Genomic DNA, 23,589 nt, shown 5'->3' with positions numbered 1-23,589 from the left:
GGATCGCACGGACGCAAGGAGGAGACGACACCCGTGGACGCCGAGCTGACCAACAGGAGCCGGGACGCGATCAACGCGGCCAGCAGCCTTGCCGTGAAGGACGGGCATCCGGACCTGACCCCCGCGCACCTGCTGCTCGCGCTGCTGGAGGGGCAGGACAACGAGAACATCACCGACCTGCTCGCCGCGGTCGACGCCGACCAGGCCGCCGTCCGCGCCGACGCCGAGCGGACCCTGAGCGGACTGCCCAGCGTCACGGGATCCACCGTCGCGCCGCCGCAGCCCAACCGCGACCTGCTCGCGGTCATCGCCGACGCCTCGCAGCGCGCGAAGGAGCTGGGCGATGATTACCTCTCCACCGAGCATCTGCTCATCGGTGTCGCCGCCAAGGGCGGCTCCGCAGCGGAGGTCCTGAGCCGACACGGGGCCACCGCCAAGAAACTGCTCGACGCGTTCGAGAAGGCAAGGGGAGGGCGCCGGGTGACCACCCAGGACCCGGAGGGTCAGTACAAGGCCCTGGAGAAGTTCGGTACCGACTTCACCGCCGCCGCCAGGGAGGGGAAGCTCGACCCCGTCATCGGGCGGGATCAGGAGATCCGGCGCGTGGTGCAGGTGCTGTCCCGGCGCACCAAGAACAACCCCGTCCTCATCGGCGAACCCGGCGTCGGCAAGACCGCCGTCGTCGAAGGGCTCGCGCAGCGCATCGTGAAGGGCGACGTCCCCGAGTCCCTGAAGAACAAGCGGCTCGTCTCCCTCGACCTGGGGGCCATGGTCGCGGGCGCGAAGTACCGCGGTGAGTTCGAGGAGCGGCTCAAGACCGTCCTTTCCGAGATCAAGGAGAGCGACGGGCAGATCGTCACCTTCATCGACGAGCTGCACACCGTCGTGGGCGCCGGGGCCGGCGGCGACTCCGCCATGGACGCCGGCAACATGCTCAAGCCCATGCTCGCCCGCGGCGAGCTGCGGATGGTCGGCGCGACCACCCTCGACGAGTACCGGGAGCGGATCGAGAAGGATCCGGCCCTGGAGCGCCGCTTCCAGCAAGTCCTCGTCGACGAGCCGTCCGTCGAGGACTCGATCGCCATCCTCCGTGGGCTCAAGGGGCGCTACGAGGCCCATCACAAGGTCCAGATCGCCGACAGCGCGCTCGTCGCCGCCGCCGCGCTCTCCGACCGGTACATCACCTCCCGCTTCCTGCCCGACAAGGCCATCGACCTCGTTGACGAGGCGGCCTCCCGGCTGCGCATGGAGATCGACTCCTCCCCCCTCGAGATCGACGAACTCCAGCGTTCCGTCGACCGGTTGAAGATGGAGGAGCTCGCCCTCAGCAAGGAGACCGACCCCGCGAGCAAGGAGCGCCTCGAAAGGCTGCGGCGCGACCTCGCCGACAAGGAGGAGGAGCTGCGCGGGCTCAACGCCCGCTGGGACAAGGAGAAGCAGTCCCTCAACCGCGTCGGTGAGCTGAAGGAGAAGCTCGACGAGCTGCGCGGGCAGGCCGAACGCGCCCAGCGCGACGGCGACTTCGACACCGCGAGCAAGCTGCTCTACGGCGAGATCCCCACCCTCGAACACGACTTGGAGGTCGCTTCCGAGGCCGAGGAGGAGGTCTCCAAGGACACCATGGTCAAGGACGAGGTCGGGCCCGACGACATCGCCGACGTGGTCGGCGCCTGGACGGGTATTCCGGCCGGGCGGCTCCTCGAAGGCGAGACGCAGAAGCTGCTCCGCATGGAGGACGAGCTCGGCAAGCGCCTCATCGGCCAGACCGAGGCCGTACGGGCGGTGTCCGACGCCGTGCGCCGCACGCGCGCCGGGATCGCCGACCCCGACCGCCCCACCGGGTCCTTCCTCTTCCTCGGGCCGACCGGCGTCGGCAAGACCGAGCTGGCGAAGGCCCTGGCGGACTTCCTCTTCGACGACGAGCGCGCCATGGTCCGTATCGACATGAGCGAGTACGGCGAGAAGCACAGCGTGGCCAGGCTGGTCGGCGCCCCGCCCGGGTACGTCGGCTACGAGGAGGGCGGCCAGCTCACCGAGGCCGTACGCAGGCGCCCGTACAGCGTGGTGCTCCTCGACGAGGTGGAGAAGGCGCACCCGGAGGTCTTCGACGTGCTGCTCCAGGTGCTCGACGACGGACGCCTCACCGACGGGCAGGGCCGGACGGTGGACTTCCGCAACACCATCCTCGTCCTGACCTCCAACCTCGGCAGCCAGTACCTCGTCGAGCCGCTGACCTCCGAGGAGGAGAAGAAGCAGCAGGTCCTGGAAGTCGTACGGGCCTCTTTCAAGCCGGAGTTCCTGAACCGGCTCGACGACCTCGTGGTCTTCACCGCGCTCGGCAAGGACGAGCTCGCGCACATCGCCCGGCTCCAGATCGACCGCCTCGCGGCCCGGCTCGCCGAGCGCCGGCTCACGCTGGAGGTCTCCCCCGAGGCCCTGGCATGGCTGGCGGACGAGGGCAACGACCCGGCCTACGGCGCCCGCCCGCTGCGCCGCCTCATCCAGACGTCCATCGGCGACCGGCTCGCCAAGGAGATCCTCTCGGGCGAGGTGAAGGACGGCGACACGGTCCGCGTGGACACCTTCGAGGATGGCCTGATCGTCGGACCGGCGACGGCCGAGAGGGCATAACCCGGTCACATCGGGGGCGGGGGTTGCGGGCCCCCGCCCGACATGGGGCAGGATGGCGGAATCCGTACGAAGGGACTAAGCACGTGAGCATCGACCCGTCCTCGATTCCGAATTTCGGGGGACAGCCCGAACCGCAGCAGGGCGATGGACCGGCGGGCCCCGTTGTCCCCGACCAGGACCTGGTCAAGCAGCTCCTGGACCAGATGGAGCTCAAGCACGTCGTCGACGAAGAGGGTGACCTCGCGGCGCCGTGGGAGGAGTTCCGCACGTACTTCATGTTCCGTGGCGAGGGAGACCAGCAGGTCTTCTCGGTGCGGACCTTCTACGACCGCGCGCACGGCATCGAGGAGAAGGCCCAGATCCTCGAAGCGATCGACGACTGGAACCGCCGCACCCTGTGGCCGAAGGTCTACACGCACACCCACGACGACGGCACCGTCCGCCTCATCGGCGAGGCGCAGATGCTGATCGGCACGGGCGTCGCGCTCGAGCACTTCGTGTCGTCCACCGTCAGCTGGGTGCGCGCCGCGATCGAGTTCGACCGCTGGCTGGTCGAGCAGCTCGGCCTGGAGGCCGAGGTCGACGGCACCGAGGGTGAAGAGAAGCCCGGCGACGACCAGGCCTAGGCCTGGACCACGCGAGACCGAGAGCCCGGCCGGGTCACCCCGGCCGGGCTCTCGTCATGACGGTCATCACGGTCACGACCGTCATGACAGGAACTACAGCGACTTGAGCCGGGAGACCGCCTCGGCGAGGACCTCGTCCTTCTTGCAGAACGCGAACCGCACGAACGGCGCACCGGCGTCCCGGTGGTCGTAGAAGACGGCGTTCGGGATGGCGACCACGCCGACGCGCTCGGGCAGGGCCCGGCAGAACGCGAAGCCGTCCGACTCGCCAAGGCGGCGGATGTCGGTCGTGACGAAGTACGTGCCCGCCGGGCGGTAGACGTCGAAGCCCGCGGCCGTCAGGCCCTCGCTCAGGAGGTCCCGCTTGGCGCGCATGCCCTCGGCGAAGCCCGTGAAGTACGCGTCGGGCAGGGCCAGGGCCTCCGCGATCGCGTACTGGAACGGGCCCGCCGACACATAGGTGAGGAACTGCTTCGCCGAACGGACCGCCGTCACCAGCTCCGGCGACGAGGTGATCCAGCCGACCTTCCAGCCGGTGTACGAGAACGTCTTGCCGGCCGAGCCGATCGTGACCGTGCGCTCGCGCATGCCGGGGAAGGAGGCGAGCGGGATGTGCTCCGTGCCCTCGCCGTCGTCGAAGACCAGGTGCTCGTACACCTCGTCCGTGACCACGAGCAGATCACGCTCGACCGCGAGCTTAGCGATCTCGGCGAGCTCGGCGCGGGTCAGGACCGTGCCGGTCGGGTTGTGCGGGGTGTTCAGGAGTAGCAGCCGCGTGTGCGGCGTGATCGCGTCGCGCAGCTCGTCCAGGTCGAGACGGAAGCGCCCCTCCGCCGCGTCCGGGCGCAGCGTCACGGGGACCCGCTTGCCGCCGGCGAGGGCGATCGACGCCGCGTACGAGTCGTAGTACGGCTCCAGGGCGATCACCTCGTCGCCCGGCTCGACCAGGGCGAGCAGGGACGCGGCGATCGCCTCGGTCGCGCCCGCCGTGACCAGGACCTCGCGGTCGGGGTCGTACGCGAGACCGTACCTGCGCTGCTGGTGCGCGACGATCGCCGCGCGGAGCTCGGGGACGCCGGGGCCCGGCGGGTACTGGTTGCCGCGGCCGTCACGCAGGGCGCGGACCGCGGCCTCGCGGATCTCCTCGGGACCGTCCGTGTCGGGGAAGCCCTGGCCGAGGTTGATCGCGCCCGTTTTCACGGCAAGCGCGGACATCTCGGCGAAAATCGTCGTACCGAACTCGGCGAGGCGGCGGTTGAGCAGCGGCCGCCCGCTTCCGGATGTGGAGGTCATGGCCGCCATCCTGCGCCGAACCTCTGGACTTCCTCAACTCTGCTTTGGGTCGGCATGCGCGGGGGCATTTCCCTGTCACGCAAGAACAGCACGCAAGGAACAGCGCAAAAGAACAGCACACCAGAACAGCACACAAGAACGCGGACCCACGGGGGGCCTGCTTCGGGGGAACGGAAAGGGGCGTGGACGTCATGACTGGGGTCTTCGTGTTTGTCGGTCTGGTCGTAGTCGTCGTCGCACTCGTGGCCAAGGGCGGCTCACGTGGGCGCGGCGGTCGCTCGCGCGGGGCCGGCGGGGCCGGTGCGGCGAGTTCCGGCGGCAGCTGGTGGGTCGGCGGTGGCGACAGTGGCGGTCACCACGGAGGTGGCTCCTGCGGCGGCGGTTCGTCCTGCGGCGGCGGCTCTTCGTGCGGCGGCGGTGGTGGCGGTGGCGGTTGCGGCGGTGGAGGAGGCAGCTGACACGGGGCAGCTGGTCCGTCCATCTGTTGAAGTGCCCGGCAGGAGGCAACTCCTGTCGGGCACTTCGTCGTTGAGTCATTGAACAGTTGAACTGTGCAGCCCCCGCGGGGGTGGAAACCCTCCGAAGTTGGGTAAAAGCGCAGTGGCAGTGCAGCAGTCCATGATTCCCTCTTAACCGTCAGCACCGCCCTCGGACGGACGACTTGGACATCAAGGACGTTCTCGTGGGCACGAGCCGGCATTCCGACCTCCCGGTCTCCGACCGGGTGCGCCGGCACCACCTCCATTGCGTGTTAGCGGAGCCGACCCATGCTCACGACCCTGAAGACTGTCTATACCGACACGTGCGCCGCGGACCTCGCCTGGACCCTGGGGCGCGAGCCGCTGCCCGCGCTCGCCACACTCGAACTGGAGCTTGCCGACGCGAAAATGGAGCTGCGGCTCCTCGGGGCATCGCACCAGGTGATCCTCGAAGAGGAGCAGGGCACCTGTTCCGAGACCGTCGCCTGCATCCCCGGCAGCAGTACGCCACTTCCGCTCGGCGTCTCCAAGCGCCTCGGCGAGTGGGAGTACGAGTTCGCGGCGCGCGTCGAGACCCTCTCGCGCGGGCAGTTCGCGGGCCGCGCACAGGAATTGCTCGCCCTGGTGGCCGAGCACCCGCACGGTCTGGCCGGGGTGTTCCCGGGCAGCCCGCACGCGTTCACGGCCATGCTGGCGCAGCGGCACGAAGGGGCCGTGCAATGGCGCACCTGGCACGCCTACCCGCAGGACGGACAACTCGTGGCGACCCGCACGCGGGTGGGTGTGCGCATGCCGGCGGTGCTCTGAGGGCCGCCGGCCGCTCCTGACCGTCGCGCCCCAGCTACACCTCTGGCGCTCAGGTGCACCCTTGTGGGTGACCTGATGTGTGTGTTCGGTGACGTAGCGTTCCCAGGATGATGGAGCCGTCAACGCACTTACCGGTGACGCCCCGGACCGGACGGTTCTTCGTCCTGGCGGGCGTCTTCGTCTGCGCGGCCTGCGGTCTGGTGTACGAACTCGAACTGGTCGCCCTCGCCTCGTACTTGATCGGTGACTCGGTCACCCAGGCGTCGGTGGTCCTCTCGGTGATGGTCTTCGCCATGGGCCTCGGCTCCCTGCTCGCCAAGCGGCTGCGGCGCCGGGCCGCGGCCGGGTTCGGCCTGGTCGAGGCGGCGCTCGCGCTGGTCGGCGGACTGAGCGCCATGGCGTTGTACGCCGCGTTCGCCTGGACCGGCGACCGGGGCGAGGTCTGGGCGGGTGGCTCGCGCTATCTCCTCGTCGCCTTCTCGCTCGCCATCGGTCTGCTCATCGGCGCCGAAGTGCCGCTGCTCATGGTGCTCATCCAGCGGATCAGACGGCAGGACCCCAGCGGCGCCGTGTCGGACCTCTTCGCCGCGGACTACGTGGGCGCGCTGGTGGGCGGCCTCGCCTTTCCCTTCCTCCTGCTCCCCCTGCTCGGCCAGCTGACCGGGGCGCTGATCACCGGCGCGGTCAACGCGGTCGCGGGCGGCGCGCTGGTATTCGGCCTGTTCCGGCACGACTTGAGCGTGCGCGGCCGGTGGATCCTGATCGTCGCGAACGTCACCGTCCTCGGCCTGCTCGCGTCGGCCGCCGTCCTGGTCGGTGACTTCGAGGCGGCCGCGCGCCGGGCGGTCTACGGCAAGGAGGTACGGGTCGCCGTGCAGACCGGCGTCCAGGAAGTCGTCCTGACCGGTGGCAGGCACGATTCTCTCGACCTCTACCTCGACGGTCGCCTGCGGGTCAGCGGCCGTGACGAGCACCGCTACCACCGCGCGCTCGTCGGCCCCGCGATGAGCGGCAGCCACGCGCGCGTGCTGATCCTCGGCGGTGGTGACGGCCTCGCCGCGCGCGAGGTGCTCCGCCATCCGGGGGTGCGGCGGGTGGACGTCGTCGAACTCGACCCGGGGGTGGTGCGGCTGGCCCGCCACGACCCGGCGCTGAGCGAACTGAACGGGCGGGTCTACGGCGACCCCCGGGTGCGGGTGGTGCACGCCGACGCGTTCCACTGGCTGCGCTCACCCCCTCGTACGTACGACGTGGTGATCTCCGATCTGCCCGACCCCGGCATCACCGCGAGCACCAAGCTCTACTCCCAGGAGTTCTACGGCCTCGCGTCGCGGGCCCTGGCCGACGGCGGGCGCCTGGCCGTGCACGCCGGGCCGATGACGTCCAGGCCCCACGTCTTCTGGACGGTGGAGGCCACGCTGCGGGCGGCGGGTCTGCGGACGGAGCCGTACGGCGTCGGGAGCAGGCTCTCCGCGTTCGCTGCGGGCCCCGACCGGGCGGCGGAGGGTTCGTCCCGGCCACGTGACTGGGGCTTCGTCCTGGCGGCCAGATCCCGCCCGGCCCTCGATCCGCCCGGGATGGCGGCGCTGCCGCGGGTGGCCGTCGCCTCCGCCGAACGGACGCGGATGCGGGGCCTCGCACCCTCCACACTGGTGCACCCGCGGTACACGAACTGACGAACAGGCGTACATGTTCTCGGCCACGTGGGTAGGCTCGACTGCCATGGAGCATGAGGTGTTCGTTCCGGTTCCCGCCGACCGTCTTCAGCAGGTGCTGAGCGACCCCGAGCAGGTCGCTGGGGCGGTGCCCGGACTGCAGCGCGACGCGGACGGCACCGCGTCGCCGCTCTCCGGCCGGCTCAAGGTGCGGGTCGGCGGTCACACCATCACGTACCGCGGCGCGGCGCGGGTCGCTCCGCGCGGCGACGGTTCGTACGCGATCGAGGGCGAGGGCGTGGAGGTGCGGGGCGGCGGCTCCGTGAAGCTCTCCCTCACGGTGCGGCTCGATCCCGCCGAGGACGGTGCGGGGACCCAGCTGGTCTTCTCCGGGACGGGTGCGGGGGAGGGGCGCGTCACGGAGGCTTCTCCACAGGCTGTGGAGGGGGCGGTGCGGCGGCTCCTGGAGCGGTTCGCGGAGGGGCTCGGCCGGGCGGCCGAGCCGGAGCCTGAGCCCGTGACGCCCGAACCCGAGCCCGTCGAGGCGGCGACCGTCTTCGAGACGGAGGTGCCGCCGTCGTTCGAGGAGACCGCCGAGGATGTCGTGGACGAGGTCGTGGTGCCTCCCGCTGAGGCCGCGCATGCCCGGCGGACGATGATCGGCCGGAGCGCCGAGGAGGTCGACCACGCGCCGCCCCGGGGGCGGTACGCCCCCGCGCCCGCCGCGGAGTCGCTGTCCACCTCCGCCACGCTGCGGTGGGCTGCGCCCGCTGCGGCGGTGGTGCTGGCCTCGGCGATCGTGGCGGGGCGAGCGCTTCGCCGCAGGCGCTGAGAACGGGCCACCCCGAAGCCTTGCGTGCCGCCATCACCGGCTCCGCCGAGTTCGTCCTCAAACGCCGGACGGGCTGGTTCTTCCAGCCCTCCGGCGTTTGAGGAGCGGGGGTCTGGGGGCGGAGCCCCCTGCGCGGCGCAGCCGCCAACAGATGCAGCCGGGAAGGGGCGGGGTTGGGGAAATGTCCCTGCCCGTAGGGTCACATCCGTGAGTATCGAAGACGTGACACTGACCGCGGGCGACGCGGAAGTCGTTGTGCAGCCGGGCAACGGCTGCCGAGTGGGGAGCCTCAAGCTCGGCGGCAGGGAACTGCTGAGGCAGGGAGCGCGCTACGGCTGCTTCCCCATGGCCCCCTGGGCCGGCCGCATCCGCGAGGGCAGGTTCCGCAACGGCGGCACGACCCACCAGATGCCCCTCAACTCCCCGCCCCACGCCATCCACGGCTTCGCCAGGGACGCGCCATGGCGCACCGCCCGCGCCGGCAAGAGCGAGGCCGCGTTCACGTACGACCTCACCGATCCCTGGCCCTACGAAGGCCGCGTCACGCAGATCGTCGCGCTCACCGAGGACTCCCTCACCCTCACGCTCGGCATCGAGACGTACGGCGACAGCTTCCCCGCCCAGGTGGGCTGGCACCCCTGGTTCAACCGCAGCATCGGCGGCGAGAACGTACAGGTGGACTTCAGTCCCGCCTGGCAGGAGGAGCGGGGCGACGACCACCTGCCCACCGGCCACCGCATCGCCCCCACCCCCGGCCCCTGGGACGACTGCTTCGGGATGCCGGACGGCGTCGACGTCACCCTGACCTGGCCCGAGCAGCTGGCGCTCACGGTGCAGAGCCGTGAGCAGTGGGTCGTCGTCTACGACGAGCAGGAAGCCGCCGTGTGCGTGGAGCCGCAGACAGGGCCGCCGAACGGGCTCAACACCCTGCCCCGCCTCGTCACCCCCATCGAGCCCCTCGAGGCGTCGACGACCTGGACCTGGACGCGGCTCTGAGCCACTGGACGCGGCTTTAAGCTGACAGGCATGACTGACGACGTACGTGGCGCCCTGCTGCAGCAGATCAAGGACAAGGCCGTGGTGCACGGCAAGGTGACCCTCTCCTCGGGTCTCGAAGCCGACTACTACATCGACCTGCGCCGCATCACCCTCGACGGCGAGGCCGCCCCCCTGGTCGGCCAGGTGCTTCTCGACCTCACCGCCGACCTCGACTTCGACGCCGTGGGCGGCCTGACCATGGGCGCCGACCCCGTCGCCGGCGCGATGCTGCACGCCTCCGCGGCGCGCGGCAAGCGCCTCGACGCCTTCGTCGTGCGCAAGGCCGCCAAGGCGCACGGCATGCAGCGCCGCGTCGAGGGCCCGGACATCAAGGGGCGTCGCGTTCTCGTCGTCGAGGACACCTCCACCACCGGCGGCTCCCCGCTCACCGCCGTCGAGGCCGTGCGCGAGGCCGGGGCCGAGGTGGTCGGCGTCGCGACCATCGTGGACCGTGCCACCGGGGCCGGCGAGAAGATCACCGAGGGCGCCGGGGTGCCGTACCTCTTCGCGTACTCCAAGGACGATCTCGGCCTCAGCGACTGAGGAACCCGGTCCGGGCCGAGCCGCCCGGCGGATCTGGAAAGATGGGGGCGACGATGACGTCGCCCCCTTAGGTCAGGGCCAAGCACACACCCGCACATCACAAGGAGCGGACACATGCCCATCGCAACCCCCGAGGTCTACGCCGAGATGCTGGACCGGGCGAAGGCAGGCAAGTTCGCCTACCCGGCCATCAACGTGACCTCCTCGCAGACGCTGCACGCCGCACTGCGCGGCTTCGCGGAGGCCGAGAGCGACGGCATCATCCAGATCTCCACCGGTGGTGCGGAGTTCCTGGGCGGCCAGCACAACAAGGACATGGTGACGGGCGCCGTGGCCCTCGCCGAGTTCGCGCACATCGTCGCCGCGAAGTACGACATCACCGTCGCGCTGCACACCGACCACTGCCCCAAGGACAAGCTGGACACGTACGTCCGTCCGCTGATCGACGTCTCCGCGGAGCGCGTCAAGGCCGGCCGTAACCCGCTCTTCCAGTCGCACATGTGGGACGGCTCCGCCGAGACCCTCGCCGACAACCTGGCCATCGGCCAGGAGCTGCTCGCGAAGGCCGCCGCCGCGAAGATCATCCTTGAGGTGGAGATCACCCCGACCGGTGGTGAGGAGGACGGCGTCACGCACGAGATCAACGACGAGCTCTACACCACCGTGGACGACGCGCTGCGTACGGCCGAGGCCCTCGGCCTGGGCGACAAGGGCCGCTACCTCCTGGCCGCGTCCTTCGGCAACGTCCACGGCGTCTACAAGCCGGGCAACGTCGTCCTGCGCCCCGAGCTCCTCAAGGACCTCCAGGAGGGCGTCGCCGCCAAGCACGGCAAGGCCGCGGGCGCGCAGCCGTTCGACTTCGTCTTCCACGGCGGCTCCGGCTCCACCGCCGAGGAGATCGCGACCGCCCTGGAGAACGGCGTCGTGAAGATGAACCTCGACACGGACACGCAGTACGCCTTCACGCGTCCCGTCGCCGACCACATGTTCAAGAACTACGACGGCGTCCTGAAGGTCGACGGCGAGGTCGGCTCGAAGAAGACCTACGACCCGCGCACCTGGGGCAAGGCCGCCGAGGCGGGCATGGCCACGCGCGTCACCGAGGCGTGCGCGAACCTGCGCTCCACGGGCACGAAGCTGAAGTAACCGCCCCGGCGGTCCGCACGGGCCCGGCACCCTTCCCTGGGTGCCGGGCCCGTGCGCGTATGGAGCAGACTGGAACCCATGGCCATTCACAAGGATCTGCTCGGGGGACCGCCCCCGACCCACCTGCCCGACGACCCGGAGCCGCGCGAGCTGCTCGCGAACGGTGCGGCGCCCGCCGACGTCGCCGCGAAGTACCCCACCTCCTCCCTCGCCTGGGCGCAGCTCGCCGACGAGGCGTTCGAGCGCGGCAGCGTCGTCGAGTCGTACGCGTACGCCCGCACCGGCTACCACCGCGGCCTCGACTCGCTGCGCCGCAGCGGCTGGAAGGGCCACGGCCCGGTGCCGTGGGAGCACGAGCCGAACCGCGGCTTCCTGCGGGCCCTGCACGGCCTCGCACGCGCCGCGCAGTCGATCGGTGAGCAGGAGGAGTACGAGCGCTGCGCCGGCTTCCTGCGGGACTCCTCCCAGACGGCGGCGGACACCCTGGGTTAGCCCCGGCCCGCCCCGAGGACGTGCCTGACCTGCCTGGACGCCGCTGTGACCAGGCAGGTCTTGCCGTTTTGTGGGATGTTGCGGAGGATGCCGTTGGGGACCGGGGCCCCCGTGTCGGTAACGGCAGGGGCGGACCGCTACCCGGAGTACGTATCAAGGAGATCGCGATGTCCCAAGAGGCGGACACCCCGAACCTCGACTTCGCAGGAACCACCCCTTACGAGGACTACGTCCAGGCGGACGTCCTCACGCACCTCCAGCACCTGCGCTCCGACGATCCCGGAGAGATGGTCTTCCTGGTCACCACCCAGGTGATGGAGCTGTGGTTCACGGTCATCGTGCACGAGTGGGAGACCGCGTCGCACGCCCTGCGCCGCGACGACATCCCCACCGCCGTGGCCGCCCTCAAGCGCAGCCTGCGCGAGCTGGAGGCGCTGAACGCCTCCTGGCGCCCGCTGGCGCAGCTCACCCCCGCCCAGTTCAACTCCTACCGCGGTTCGCTCGGCGAGGGATCCGGATTCCAGTCCGCGATGTACCGCCGCATGGAGTTCCTGCTCGGCGACAAGTCCGCGTCCATGCTGGTGCCGCACCGGGGCGCGCCGCGCGTCCACGCGGAGCTGGAGAAGGCGCTGCACGAGCCGAGCCTGTACGACGAGGTGCTCGCCCTGCTCGCCCGCCGCGGACACGCCGTCCCGGACGCCGTGCTTCAGCGTGACCTGACGAAGAAGTACGAGCCGTCGCCCGAGGTCGAGCAGGTGTGGACCGACCTCTACTCGGGTGACGAGAGCGCTGAACTCGCCCGCCTGGGCGAGGTGATGACGGATGTCGCCGAGCTCGTGTGGCGCTGGCGCAACGACCACCTGGTGGCGACCCGGCGCGCGATGGGCTCCAAGACGGGCACGGGCGGCTCGGCGGGCGTGGCGTGGCTGGAGAAGCGCGCGACGAAGAACGTGTTCCCCGAGCTGTGGACTGCGAGGAGCCATGTCTGAGGCCGACCTCAAGGCGATAGCGGCGAAGCGGGACGCTGACGACGAACTCGGCCCCAAGCGCGCGGAGTTCGTCCTTGACGACACCGTCTACCTGGACGGCAACTCGCTGGGCGCCCTGCCCGCGGTCGTGCGGGAGCGGGTCGCGGACGTCATATCCCGCCAGTGGGGCCAGCTCCGCATCCGCTCCTGGGACGAGAGCGGCTGGTGGACGGCCCCCGAGCGGATCGGCGACCGCATAGCCCCGCTCGTGGGCGCCGCCCCCGGCCAGATCGTCGTCGGCGACTCGACGAGCGTGAACGTCTTCAAGGCCCTGGTGGCCGCCGTACGCATGGCCCGTGACTCGGGCGAGGGGCGGGACGAGATCGTCGTTGACGCGACGACGTTCCCCACGGACGGGTACATCGCCCAGTCCGCGGCGCGGATGACGGACTGCCGTCTGGTGCCGGTCGCCCCGGGTGAGGTGCGCGGCGTCCTCGGCCCGCGCACGGCCGTGGTCCTGCTCAACCACGCCGACTACCGCACCGGGCGCCTGCACGATCTGCCCGGTCTGACGGCGGCCGTGCACGACGCGGGCGCGCTGGTCGTCTGGGACCTGTGCCACACCGCCGGTGCGCTGCCCGTCGGGCTCGACGCGCACGGTGTGGACCTCGCGGTCGGGTGCACGTACAAGTACCTGAACGGGGGGCCTGGTTCACCTGCCTACCTCTACGTACGGGCGGACCTTCAGCCCCGCTTCGACTCCCCGCTGCCCGGCTGGAACTCGCACGCCGAGCCCTTCGGGATGCGGCCGGAGTTCGAGGCGGCGGACGGCGCCGTGCGGGGCCGGGTCGGTACGCCCGACATCCTGTCGATGCTGGCCCTGGACGCCGCCCTCGACGTGTGGGACGGGGTGTCCATCGAGGCCGTACGGGCCAAGTCCCTCGCCCTGACGGACTTCTTCGTCGAGTGCGTGAGCGCCTACGTCCCCGATGGCAGGGTCGAGGTGCTCACCCCGGCCGCCCACGCGGAGCGCGGCAGCCAGGTCGCGCTGCGGTGCCACGACGCGGGTGACGTGATGCGGCGCCTGGTGGAGCAGGGCGTGGTCGGCGACTTCAGGGCGCCGGACGTGCTCCGCTTCGGCTTCACGCCGCTGTACGTCGGCTTCGCCGATGTGGAGCGGGCCGCAGGGGTGTTGGCGCGGACACTGGGCGACTCCGCGAGCTGACGGCGACAGGCCGTTCCCGGGCAGGGGCGGGGTAGGGGAAGATCAAACGGACACCCCGCTGGGGAGGCCGGACGAACCCCCCGCCCCAGCTCCTGGCACCCCACCCCGCAGAGAGGCCCTCGTATGCCGGACGACGCCGCCGCCGTGGCCCGCGATGCCGCCGAGGCCGCCGCCGCCTTGTCGCACCCCGCGGTGACGCCCGACGCCACCGCCGCGTACGGCGAGCACCCCGACCAGGTGGTCGACTTCTACGAGCCCCGGACCGGCGGTGAAGCCCCGGCCCCGCTGGTCGTCGTGCTGCACGGGGGCGCCTGGCGCGCTCCGTACGACCGCCTGCACATCACGCCCTTCGCGGACTTCCTCGCCCGGCGCGGCTTCGCCGTGGCCAACGTCGAGTACCGCCGCGGCAGTTCGATCCCCGCGCAGGGCGATGGGCCCGTCGCGGGGCGCTGGCCCGAGACCTTCGACGACGTGGCCGCCGCCTTCGACGCGCTGCCGGGTCTCGTACGGGAGCATCTGCCGGTGGCCGACACGCGCCGCACCGTCGTCACCGGCCACTCCGCGGGCGGCCACCTCGCCCTGTGGGCCGGAGCCCGGCATGTGCTGCCCGATGGCTCCCCCTGGCGCATCGGCAGGCCCGCCCCCTTCCGGGGTGTCGTCGCTCTCGCGCCCATCGCCGACTTCCGCGCGGCGCAGGAGCTCGGCGTCTGCTCGGACGCCTCCCTGCAACTGCTCGGCGGCAAGGACAAGTTCGAGGAGCGGCTGCCGCACGCCGACCCCGCGGCTCTGCTGCCGACCGGTATCGCCACGACCGTCGTCCAGGGGCGTACGGACATCGTCGTGCCGCAGGCGGTCGCCGAGGCGTACGCCGACGCGGCGGCCAAGGCGGGCGAGGTGGTGGGGCTGACGCTCCTGGAGGACGTGGGCCACTTCCCGCTCATCGACCCGGCGGCCGACGCGTGCGCGGTGGTGGCGGAGGAGATCGCGCAGCTGGCGTTCTGAGAGGGGGGCTACGGGACCTGTACGAGGAGCTCCCGCAGCCCCCGGATCACGAAGTTGGGCTTGCGCTCCGGCTCGGCGGCGAGCGTCAGGCCGGGCGCCCGGCGCAGCAACGCACCCAGCGAAGCCGCGAGTTCTATGCGGGCCAGGGGTGCGCCGATGCAGTAGTGGATGCCCGCGCTGAAGGAGATGTGCGGGTTCTCGGCGCGGGCCAGGTCCAGCTCGGCCGGGGCGGTGAACACCGCAGGGTCGTGGTTCGCCGATCCGAAGAGGAGGGCGACCTCGCTGCCGCGCGGAATCACGGTGTCGTCGATCTCGATGTCGTCCAGAACCCACCGCTCGAAGAGCTGGAGCGGGGTGTCGTACCGCATCAACTCCTCCACGGCGGTGGGGATCAGACGCCCGGGATCGGCGCGCAGGGCGGCGAGTTGCGCCGGGTTGCGGAAGAGCGCGTACCAACCGTTGACCGTCGCCTCGTGCCCCGCGTTGAGCAGCAGCACGCAGGTGGAGATCATCTCCTGCTCGCTCAGGGACTCCCCTCCTTCGTACGCGGCGATGAGCCCCGAGATCAGGTCGTCGCCGGGCTTCTCGCGGCGCACCGCGATGAGTTCGCGCAGGTACGCGGAGAATTCGAGCGAGGCTGTGACCGCGCGCCCCGCGGTCTCCTCGGACGGGTTCAGCTCGTACATCCCGCAGATGTCGGCCGACCAGGGCCGCAGCTGCTCCCGGTCGGTCTCCGGGATGCCCAGCATCTGCGCGATGACGGCGACCGGCAGCGGCTCGGCGACGCGGGCGGCGAGGTCGCCGCCCCCGTCGGCCACGATGTCCCGTACGAGCCGGTCGGCCAACTCCTCGACGTACAGCCTGAGTTGCTCCACGGTGCGAGGCGTGAAGGCCTTCGACACCAGGCGGCGGATGCGGGTGTGGGTGGGTGCCTCCAGGTCGAGCATGCCGTTGTCGTTCAGGACGTGGAACGGCTCGTGCTCGGGTGGCGGTGCCTGCCGCCCGAACTCCTCGTGCGTGAACCGGTGCAGATAGGTCCGCCCGAGCCGCCGGTCCCGCAGCAGCGTGGACACGTCCGCGTGGTGCGGGATCAGCCACTGGTCGGTGGCCCCGAAGTAGTGCACGCGCCCGGCGTCCCGCAGCCGTGCGTAGGCCGGGTAGGGGTCGGCGATGAACTCCGGGGACCAGGGGGCGAAGTCGGCGAGAGGGGCGTCCATGGAGGGACGCTAGTCGCAGGCGGGCCCGCCCCGGAAGAGGTCAGCCCGGGGTGACCAGCCGCGCCTCGTACGCGAAGACCGCCGCCTGGGTGCGGTCCCGCAGGCCCAGTTTCACCAGGATGCGGCTCACGTGCGTCTTGATCGTGGACTCGGCGACCACGAGGCGCGAGGCGATCTCCCCGTTGGACAGGCCCTGGGCGATGAGGACGAGCACCTCCGTCTCACGCTCGGTGAGCTCGCCGTACGCCTGGGCCTGCGCGGTCGCCGAGAGGCGCGGCGTCTCGCCCAGCTTGGAGAACTCCGTGATGAGGCGGCGCGTCACGGAGGGCGCGAGCAGGGCCTCGCCGGCCGCCACGACCCGTACCCCGTCGGCGAGTTGGCGCGCGGAGGCATCCTTGAGCAGGAAGCCGGAAGCGCCCGCCCGCAGCGCCTGGTAGACGTACTCGTCCAGGTCGAAGGTGGTGAGGACGAGGACCTTCGACGTGACGTCCGCCGCGACGATCTCGCGGGTCGCCTCGATACCGTTCAGCACGGGCATGCGGATGTCCATCAGGACGACGTCCGGGCTGAGCTCGCGGACGCGGTCGACCGCCTCGCGGCCGTTGACGGCCTCGCCGACGACCTCGAAGTCCGGCATCGCGTTGAGCAGGACGGAGAAGCCTTCGCGGACCATCATCTGGTCGTCGGCGATCAGTACGCGGATCGTCATTCCTGGCCTCCGGTGGGTTCCGACGCGGACGCGACCGGCAGGAAGACGGTGACTTCATAGCCCCCGTCGGCGGTCTCCGCGGTCGTCATCTCGCCGTCCAGCATCGTGACACGCTCCCGCATGCCGGTGAGGCCGTGCCCCGCTCCGGGCGAGGGCTTGACCAGGCCGGTCGCGGGCCCGTTGACGATGCGCAGCCCAAGGCCGCCCAGCACATAACCGACCTCGACACGGGCCGTGGCGCCGGGCGCGTGGCGCAGGGTGTTGCTCAGCGCCTCCTGCACGATGCGGTACGCGGAGAGCTCGACGCCCTGCGGGAGTTCGCGGACGGCTCCGGTGACGACCTTCTCGACGTCGAGGCCGGTCTCGCGGACGTTCGCGATGAGCCGGTCGAGGTCGCCGAGCGTGGGCTGCGGGGCGTCCGGGGCCTCGTAGTCCTCCGCGCGTACGACACCGAGGACGCGGCGCAGCTCCGTCAGCGCGGCCACGGCGTTCTCGCGGATCGTCACGAACGCCTGCTCGAGCTCCGGGGGCGGGTTCTCGACGCGGTAGGGCGCGGCCTCCGCCTGGATGGCGACCACGGACATGTGGTGGGCGACCACGTCGTGCAGCTCGCGCGCGATGTTCGTCCGCTCCTCCAGGAGGGTGCGCTTGCCGCGCTCCATCTCGGTGACCGTCCGCTGGACGCTGACCTCGTGCTTGGCCTCGCGGCGGATGTGCACGAGGGAGGCGGCGAGGAGGGCGAGCGCGGAGAAGAACAGCATCTCCGGCAGGTTGGTCGAGTACCCCGGGCTGAGGAAGACCTCGGCGGCGATGCCGTAGAGGGCCGTGCCCACCCACATCCAGGCGCCGGTGCGGGGGCGGGTCCGCAGGGTGATCACCGTCATCACGGTGAGGTGCGCGATGAAGACGCTGTCGGCCCAGGGATAGCCGCTGTCCCAGTGGCTGCCGATGGCGCCGGAGAAGGGCGTGCTCGCGACCAGGACCCACCAGGCGGCGATGGGCCTGAGCAGGGTCATGGCGACGGCGGCGGCCGGTACGAGCCCGGTGAGGACGTAGTCGAGGCCGCCGGAGTCGTCCGCGTACGCGACGAGGAAGGTGAAGAAGGCGGCCGTCAGGACCGCCGCGTGCGGGGCCCAGCCGGCGTACTGGCGTATGCGGGCCGGGAGGCGCCGGGTGAGGGGCCCGTCCGTACGCATCGCTTGCAGCGGGCGGTAGTCGAAGGCGCCCCGGAAGAGGTCCTGCCGAAGCCCCCCGAGCGCACCCACGGCCAGGCGGTACTCCGGGCTGCGGTTGCTGCTGGGGGCGTTCTTGGTCGCGTCAGTCACGCATACGAAGGTACGGGGACGGGGGAGGGAGGTCGTCCCGCCAGGGAGGGGTCCTCGGGGGTCCGTCGCAGGTACTACGTGGGGCTACGTGGTCAGGTCCCTGTGGCGCAGGCCCGCCAGGCCCGTGGCCGTCAGGGCCGCCGCCAGGGCGAGGAGCGTCCACACCGGCCCCCAGGCCATCGCAGAACCCGGCACCTTCGGGAGGTGGCCGAAAGGAGACACGTCCAGCGCCACCGGGGGAAGGTCCAGGGCCGGGCCGATCCAGCCGAGCGCCAGGCAGAGCCCTGCCACCCCCCAGGCCGCCACCGCCGCCCGGGGGAAGGCCCCCACCAGCAGTACCGTGAGCCCGCCGAGCACGCAGACCGCCGCCACCTGCACCAGGCACGCCCCCAGGACCGGCCCGAGGTCCTTCCCGTACCCGAGGGCGAGACCGAGCCCGCCCACCAGCATCAGCAGCACCGCCCCGCCGAAGGCGATGACCAGGTGGCCCCCGGCCCAGCGGAGCCGGCCCACCGCGCCCGCGAGCACCGGCTCCGCCCGCTGTGACGTCTCCTCGCCGTGCAGCCGCAGGACGGAGGCGACGACGTACAGCGAGGCGACCATCCCGAGCAGGCCGACCATCGTGGCGAGGAAGGCGTCCGTGAGGCCGGACTGCCCTCCCATCCGCTCGATGATCTCCCGGGTACCGGCGTTGTCGCCGACGATGTCCGCCACCCCCTCGACCATCCCGCCGAAGACGACACCGGCGACCAGATACCCGAGCGTCCAGCCGAGCACGCTGCCCCGCTGCAACCGCCAGGCGAGCCCGCCCGCCGTGCCGATCGCACCCTTCGCGGGCCCCGGCCGGGTCGGCAGGAAGCTCATCCCGACATCGCGCCGACCCGCCAGGCCGTACGCGAAAGACCCCTGCACCACGATCGCGGCGGCGATCAGGAGCAGCACCCACCACCGCTCACCGGCGTAGGCCCGCAGGTTCTCCGTCCAGCCGAGGGGCGAGAGCCAGGTCAGCACGGACTGCCCGCGCTCGCTCCCGGCGTCACCCGCGGCCTTGAGCACGTACGCGGCTCCCAGCACCCCGGACGTAAGACCCTTGGCGAGCCGCGCGCTCTCCGTGAACTGGGCGACGACCGCCGCCGCGGTGGCGAAGAGCATGCCGGTGCCCGCGACGCCGAGCCCGAGCGCGAGCGCCCCCGCCGAGCCCTGCCCGGCCATCCCGCCGGCGATGAGCAGCCCCACGGCCGCGTTCGCCACGAACGCGGCGAGCAGCGCGGCGGTCAGCGGCGCACGCCGCCCCACCATCGCGGCGGAGATCATCTCCTGGCGGCCGGTCTCCTCCTCCTCGCGCGTGTGCCGTACGACGATGATCAGGCTCATCACGGCGGCGAGGATCGCTGCGTAGACACCGATGCGCCAGGCGGAGAGCGCGCCGATCGAGTCCCCGAAGACCGGCGAGTACAGCGCCCGCATCGAGGAGTTGGCGTTCATCGACCGCATGGCGTCGGCCCGCTCGGCGGCGGTGCCGTACGTCTGCTCCAGGGAACCCGGCATCGCGAGGACCAGGCCGGCGACGACGAGGACCCAGACCGGCATCATGACGCGGTCGCGTCGCAGAGCGAGCCTCAACAGGGCGCCGGTGCCCGCGAGTTGACGTGAGCCGCGGGGAGCGAACCCCGGTGCTCCGGTGACGGCGGTCATCGCGCGACCGCCCCCGCGTCGTCCTGGTAGTGCCGCAGGAAGAGTTCCTCCAGCGTCGGCGGCGTGGAGAGCAGCGAGCGGACCCCGGACTCGGTGAGCGAACGCAGCACGGCGTCCAGCTTGTCGGTGTCCACCTGGAGCTTGACGCGATGTCCGCCCGCGTCACCCTGCCCCGACACGTCGACGTCGTGCACACCGGGCAGCCGCGCGAGCCCATTGGGCGGCCCGGCCAGCTCGGCGGTGACGCTGGTCCGCGTCAGATGGCGCAGGTCGGCGAGCGAGCCGCTCTCGACGGTCTGCCCCTTCCTGATGATGCTGACGCGGTCGCAGAGCGTCTCCACCTCGCTGAGGATGTGCGAGGACAGGAGGATGGTGCGGCCCCGGTCGCGCTCCTCCTCGACGCACGCCTGGAAGACCTCCTCCATGAGCGGGTCGAGCCCGGATGTGGGCTCGTCGAGGATCAGGAGGTCGACGTCCGACGCGAACGCGGCGACGAGGGCGACCTTCTGCCGGTTGCCCTTGGAGTACGTACGCCCCTTCTTGGTCGGGTCGAGTTCGAACCGCTCGACGAGGTCGGCCCGGCGCGCCCGGTCGAGGCCCCCGCGCAGCTTCCCGTACAGGTCGATGACCTCGCCGCCGGAGAGGTTGCGCCACAGGGTGACGTCACCCGGTACGTACGCCACGCGCCGGTGCAGCTCCACCGCGTCGTGCCACGGGTCCTTGCCGAGGAGCTGGGCGGCGCCGGAGTCCGCGCGGAGCAGGCCGAGCAGGACGCGGATGGTCGTGGACTTCCCGGAGCCGTTGGGGCCGAGGAAGCCGTGGACCTCGCCGGCCTCGACATCGAGGTCGAGACCGTCGAGCGCGTGGGTCCGGCCGAACGACTTGTGCAGCCCGGAGACGGTGATTGCCTTCGTCATGTTTTGGAATCTACGCTAGTTTCACAAAGTTGTGAAGTTAAGGAAGCGTATAAACTCGGCGGCGAAGGACCGCACAGGGGAGATGATCAGCAGATGCCCAAGGAGTCAGCGCCGCCGAGCGATCGTGATCGTGACCGTGACCGTGACGGCGAGCGCGTCGGCCGGTTCGTCGAACAGTTCGCCTCGCAGCTGGTCGAGGCCGGAATGCCGAGGATGCCCGCCAGGATCTTCGCGGCGCTCCTCGCCGCGGACTCGGGCGCGCTGACATCGGCCCAGCTGGGCGAGCAGCTCCAGGTGAGCCCCGCGGCCGTCTCGGGGGCGGTCCGCTATCTCACGCAGCAGCACATGGTGTCCCGGGAGCGCGAACCCGGCTCGCGCCGGGACATCTTCCGGGTGCACAGCAACCAGTGGTACGAGGCGCTGGCCAACCGTGACGGCATCCTCAAGCGCTGGGAGAGCGCCCTGAGCGACGGTGTCGCCAGCCTGGGCGCCGACACCCCGGCGGGCCGCCGCTTGGCCGAGACGCTCGCCTTCTTCGAGTTCGTCGAGCACGAACTGGCGCAGATGCTGGAACGCTGGCGGGTGCACCGGGAGAGCCTGTTCGGCAAGCAGGCCCCCCGGCGCGAGTAGCCCGGCCGCCCGTCGCGCCGCCCTCAGCGAGGCAGCGTCAAGCCCCAGGCCCCGGCCCGCACCGACCACGTACGCGTGCGCACGGGACCCCCCACCACCGTGTCCGCCCGGTAGCGGAAATCCGCCCCCGAGACCGTCACCGTCCGGGCCCGCACCCGCAGCGGCGACGCCTCGGCGCCCACCGACGAGGGGCGCACCTCCACCTCGGCGAAACCGTCCTCGGCGGGGTTCACCGCGACCCCCTCCACCGGCTGGTCGAGGTCCACCACGACCACCCCGTCGGCCTCCACCCGCAGCCGCGCCGGAGCGGGCCCCGGCGCCGAGGCGACCCGGGAGGGCCGCGCGGCGAGCGTGCGCACGAGGGACTGGCAGGTCCGCAGCCACGGGTGGCCGTCCATCGGCACGCCCCCGGCGGCCGAGGCGGCGACCGGCGGGATGCGCAGCTCCCCGATGACCACCCCGTCCCGGTCGTCGACGAGCAGATCCAGCCGCCGCTCGGCCCCTTCGAGCACCGCCCGCGCCGCCGCGACCGCCCCGGCGGGCACTCCGAGCGCCCGCGCGAGAGTCTGCGACGCACCTACGGGAACTACGGAGAGTGCGCATCGAGCGAACTCCCGCTCCCGGTGGAGGAACCCCACCGCCCGTGCGAGAGCACGGTCGTCCCCGATCACCACAGGACGCCGCGCACCCCGCCTGGCCAGGGCTTTCGCGAAGTCTTCGGGGCTTTCGGGCAGGCAGACGCGAACGGAGGCGCCCGCGCCGAGCACATCCTTCGCGATCCTGACCGACTCACCGTCCGTGCGCCGGGCGACCGGGTCGATGACGACTAGCAGCTGGTCGCGAGCCGACAACGTGCGCCCCTTTTCTGAGACCTCGGGTAGCATCTTTGTGCAAGAGCCCCTTGCGCTATTGCGCCAGGGGCTTCGTCTATTCCGGGGCAGCATCCAAGGCACACCCATATGGCGGCTACGGCCCCTGACCTTGGACATGCCCCGCCCGGAAGGGGTGTACGCCTGTGCCCGCACTTGTGCTGCTCGGTGCTCAGTGGGGTGACGAAGGCAAGGGAAAGGCCACCGACCTGCTCGGTGGCTCCGTGGACTATGTAGTGCGATACCAGGGCGGCAACAACGCCGGCCACACGGTCGTCGTAGGCGACCAGAAGTACGCGCTGCATCTCCTCCCTTCCGGGATTCTCTCCCCGGACTGCGTGCCTGTCATCGGCAACGGAGTCGTCGTCGACCCGTCGGTCCTGCTCTCCGAGCTGAGCGGTCTGAACGAGCGCGGCGTCGACACGTCGAAGCTGCTGATCAGCGGTAACGCGCACATCATCACGCCGTACAACGTGACCGTCGACAAGGTGACGGAACGCTTCCTCGGCAAGCGCAAGATCGGCACGACCGGCCGTGGCATCGGTCCGACGTACGCCGACAAGATCAACCGCACCGGCATCCGCGTCCAGGACCTCTACGACCAGTCGATCCTGGAGCAGAAGGTCGAGGCGGCTCTCGAGATCAAGAACCAGCTCCTCACCAAGCTCTACAACCGCCGCGCCATCGAGGTCGGCCAGATCGTCGAGCAGCTCCTTGAGCACGGCGAGAACATCAAGCGGTACGTCGCCGACACCACCCTGATCCTCAACAACGCGCTCGACGAGGACAAGGTCGTCCTGTTCGAGGGCGGCCAGGGCACGCTCCTGGACGTGGACCACGGCACGTACCCCTTCGTCACCTCCTCGAACCCGACCGCGGGCGGCGCCTGCACGGGTACGGGCGTCGGCCCGACGAAGATCAGCCGCGTCATCGGCATCCTGAAGGCGTACACCACGCGTGTCGGCGCGGGCCCGTTCCCGACCGAGCTGTTCGACCAGGACGGCGAGGACCTGCGCCGCATCGGTGGCGAGCGCGGTGTCACCACCGGCCGTGACCGCCGCTGCGGCTGGTTCGACGCGCCGATCGCCCGTTACGCGACCCGCGTGAACGGCCTGACGGACTTCTTCCTCACGAAGCTGGACGTCCTGACGGGCTGGGAGCAGATCCCGGTCTGCGTCGCGTACGAGATCGACGGCAAGCGCGTCGAGGAACTCCCGTACAACCAGACGGACTTCCACCACGCGAAGCCCGTCTACGAGTACCTCCCCGGCTGGTCCGAGGACATCACCAAGGCCCAGACCTTCTCCGACCTGCCGAAGAACGCGCAGGGTTACGTGAAGGCCCTGGAGGAGATGTCCGGCGCCCCGATCTCCGCGATCGGCGTGGGTCCGGGCCGCACGGAGACGATCGAGATCAACTCGTTCATCTAGCAGCCGCCGCTGTACGAGAAGGGGGCGCCCCGGCCGAGCCGGGGCGCCCCTTCCGTCTTC

Annotated in this window: 21 protein-coding genes; 14 read left to right on the top strand and 7 right to left on the bottom strand. The window is 71.1% G+C overall.

Annotated features, from left to right (window positions below; translation table 11 throughout):
- Positions 1-33 precede the first annotated feature (33 nt).
- Together clpB and ACIBCK_RS30315 are read left to right on the top strand one after the other, a co-directional pair.
- Positions 34-2,631: an ATP-dependent chaperone ClpB gene (gene clpB, locus ACIBCK_RS30320; RefSeq protein WP_399395406.1), complete on the top strand. Its 2,598-nt coding sequence runs from the start codon at positions 34-36 to the stop codon at positions 2,629-2,631.
- Positions 2,632-2,714: 83 nt separating this feature from the next.
- Positions 2,715-3,257, top strand: a complete 543-nt coding sequence (locus ACIBCK_RS30315; RefSeq protein ID WP_399395404.1) for a YbjN domain-containing protein — start codon at positions 2,715-2,717, stop codon at positions 3,255-3,257.
- Positions 3,258-3,350: 93 nt separating this feature from the next.
- On the opposite strand, the gene ACIBCK_RS30310 is transcribed toward ACIBCK_RS30315, so the two are convergent.
- The gene (locus ACIBCK_RS30310; RefSeq protein ID WP_399395402.1) at positions 3,351-4,559 is read right to left on the bottom strand and encodes a pyridoxal phosphate-dependent aminotransferase; all 1,209 of its coding nucleotides are present in this window, start codon (positions 4,557-4,559) and stop codon (positions 3,351-3,353) included.
- A gap of 758 nt (positions 4,560-5,317) precedes the next feature.
- On the opposite strand from ACIBCK_RS30310, the gene ACIBCK_RS30305 reads away from it, so the two are divergent.
- From ACIBCK_RS30305 to ACIBCK_RS30260, 10 genes are all read left to right on the top strand, one after another.
- A complete protein-coding gene (locus ACIBCK_RS30305) occupies positions 5,318-5,836 on the top strand; it encodes a DUF2617 family protein (protein ID WP_399395400.1) in 519 nt (172 codons plus the stop codon).
- Between the two features lie 107 nt (positions 5,837-5,943).
- Positions 5,944-7,512, top strand: a complete 1,569-nt coding sequence (locus ACIBCK_RS30300; protein WP_399395398.1) for a polyamine aminopropyltransferase — start codon at positions 5,944-5,946, stop codon at positions 7,510-7,512.
- A gap of 46 nt (positions 7,513-7,558) precedes the next feature.
- Complete coding sequence (locus ACIBCK_RS30295; RefSeq protein WP_399395396.1) at positions 7,559-8,323, top strand: SRPBCC family protein; 765 nt, start codon at positions 7,559-7,561, stop codon at positions 8,321-8,323.
- Between the two features lie 207 nt (positions 8,324-8,530).
- Entirely contained in the window at positions 8,531-9,319 is a 789-nt protein-coding gene (locus ACIBCK_RS30290; RefSeq protein WP_399395395.1) for an aldose 1-epimerase, read from the top strand.
- Positions 9,320-9,349: 30 nt separating this feature from the next.
- Positions 9,350-9,904, top strand: a complete 555-nt coding sequence (gene pyrE, locus ACIBCK_RS30285; RefSeq protein ID WP_249588748.1) for an orotate phosphoribosyltransferase — start codon at positions 9,350-9,352, stop codon at positions 9,902-9,904.
- Positions 9,905-10,018: 114 nt separating this feature from the next.
- Positions 10,019-11,050 carry a class II fructose-bisphosphate aldolase gene (gene fbaA / locus ACIBCK_RS30280; RefSeq protein WP_399395392.1) on the top strand — a complete coding sequence of 344 codons (1,032 nt, stop codon included), beginning with the start codon at positions 10,019-10,021 and terminating at the stop codon, positions 11,048-11,050.
- Between the two features lie 78 nt (positions 11,051-11,128).
- Positions 11,129-11,542: a DUF3151 domain-containing protein gene (locus ACIBCK_RS30275; RefSeq protein WP_361829148.1), complete on the top strand. Its 414-nt coding sequence runs from the start codon at positions 11,129-11,131 to the stop codon at positions 11,540-11,542.
- Positions 11,543-11,709: 167 nt separating this feature from the next.
- Complete coding sequence (locus ACIBCK_RS30270) at positions 11,710-12,531, top strand: tryptophan 2,3-dioxygenase family protein (protein ID WP_399395390.1); 822 nt, start codon at positions 11,710-11,712, stop codon at positions 12,529-12,531.
- Positions 12,524-13,735, top strand: coding sequence for a kynureninase (gene kynU, locus ACIBCK_RS30265; RefSeq protein WP_399395388.1), 1,212 nt, complete (start codon positions 12,524-12,526; stop codon positions 13,733-13,735). The genes ACIBCK_RS30270 and kynU overlap by 8 nt, the downstream gene beginning before the upstream one ends.
- A 123-nt stretch (positions 13,736-13,858) precedes the next feature.
- Positions 13,859-14,737, top strand: a complete 879-nt coding sequence (locus ACIBCK_RS30260; RefSeq protein WP_399395386.1) for an alpha/beta hydrolase — start codon at positions 13,859-13,861, stop codon at positions 14,735-14,737.
- An 8-nt stretch (positions 14,738-14,745) separates the two neighbouring features.
- Here ACIBCK_RS30260 and ACIBCK_RS30255 read toward each other — a convergent pair whose 3' ends face one another.
- The 5 genes from ACIBCK_RS30255 to ACIBCK_RS30235 all read right to left on the bottom strand — a co-directional run bounded on the left by ACIBCK_RS30255 (position 14,746) and on the right by ACIBCK_RS30235 (position 20,600).
- Positions 14,746-15,954 carry a cytochrome P450 gene (locus tag ACIBCK_RS30255; protein ID WP_399395384.1) on the bottom strand — a complete coding sequence of 403 codons (1,209 nt, stop codon included), beginning with the start codon at positions 15,952-15,954 and terminating at the stop codon, positions 14,746-14,748.
- Between the two features lie 40 nt (positions 15,955-15,994).
- Positions 15,995-16,663 (bottom strand): response regulator transcription factor, encoded by a 669-nt coding sequence (locus tag ACIBCK_RS30250; protein ID WP_367043861.1) that lies wholly within the window; start codon positions 16,661-16,663, stop codon positions 15,995-15,997.
- A complete protein-coding gene (locus ACIBCK_RS30245) occupies positions 16,660-17,988 on the bottom strand; it encodes a sensor histidine kinase (RefSeq protein WP_399395382.1) in 1,329 nt (442 codons plus the stop codon). The genes ACIBCK_RS30250 and ACIBCK_RS30245 overlap by 4 nt, the downstream gene beginning before the upstream one ends.
- Before the next feature lie 84 nt (positions 17,989-18,072).
- Positions 18,073-19,683: an ABC transporter permease gene (locus tag ACIBCK_RS30240; protein WP_399395380.1), complete on the bottom strand. Its 1,611-nt coding sequence runs from the start codon at positions 19,681-19,683 to the stop codon at positions 18,073-18,075.
- Positions 19,680-20,600, bottom strand: coding sequence for an ATP-binding cassette domain-containing protein (locus ACIBCK_RS30235; RefSeq protein WP_399395378.1), 921 nt, complete (start codon positions 20,598-20,600; stop codon positions 19,680-19,682). The genes ACIBCK_RS30240 and ACIBCK_RS30235 overlap by 4 nt, the downstream gene beginning before the upstream one ends.
- A gap of 93 nt (positions 20,601-20,693) precedes the next feature.
- On the opposite strand from ACIBCK_RS30235, the gene ACIBCK_RS30230 reads away from it, so the two are divergent.
- Positions 20,694-21,230: a GbsR/MarR family transcriptional regulator gene (locus ACIBCK_RS30230; RefSeq protein ID WP_399395377.1), complete on the top strand. Its 537-nt coding sequence runs from the start codon at positions 20,694-20,696 to the stop codon at positions 21,228-21,230.
- Positions 21,231-21,253: 23 nt separating this feature from the next.
- Here the strand turns inward: ACIBCK_RS30230 and ACIBCK_RS30225 are convergent, their stop codons facing one another.
- A complete protein-coding gene (locus ACIBCK_RS30225; RefSeq protein WP_399395375.1) occupies positions 21,254-22,114 on the bottom strand; it encodes a diacylglycerol kinase family protein in 861 nt (286 codons plus the stop codon).
- A 131-nt stretch (positions 22,115-22,245) separates the two neighbouring features.
- On the opposite strand from ACIBCK_RS30225, the gene ACIBCK_RS30220 reads away from it, so the two are divergent.
- A complete protein-coding gene (locus ACIBCK_RS30220; protein WP_399395373.1) occupies positions 22,246-23,529 on the top strand; it encodes an adenylosuccinate synthase in 1,284 nt (427 codons plus the stop codon).
- Positions 23,530-23,589 lie beyond the last annotated feature (60 nt).

Source organism: Streptomyces sp. NPDC051218, from assembly GCF_044455475.1.
Lineage (GTDB): Bacteria > Actinomycetota > Actinomycetes > Streptomycetales > Streptomycetaceae > Streptomyces.
This window is presented reverse-complemented; position numbering and strand designations above follow the sequence as displayed.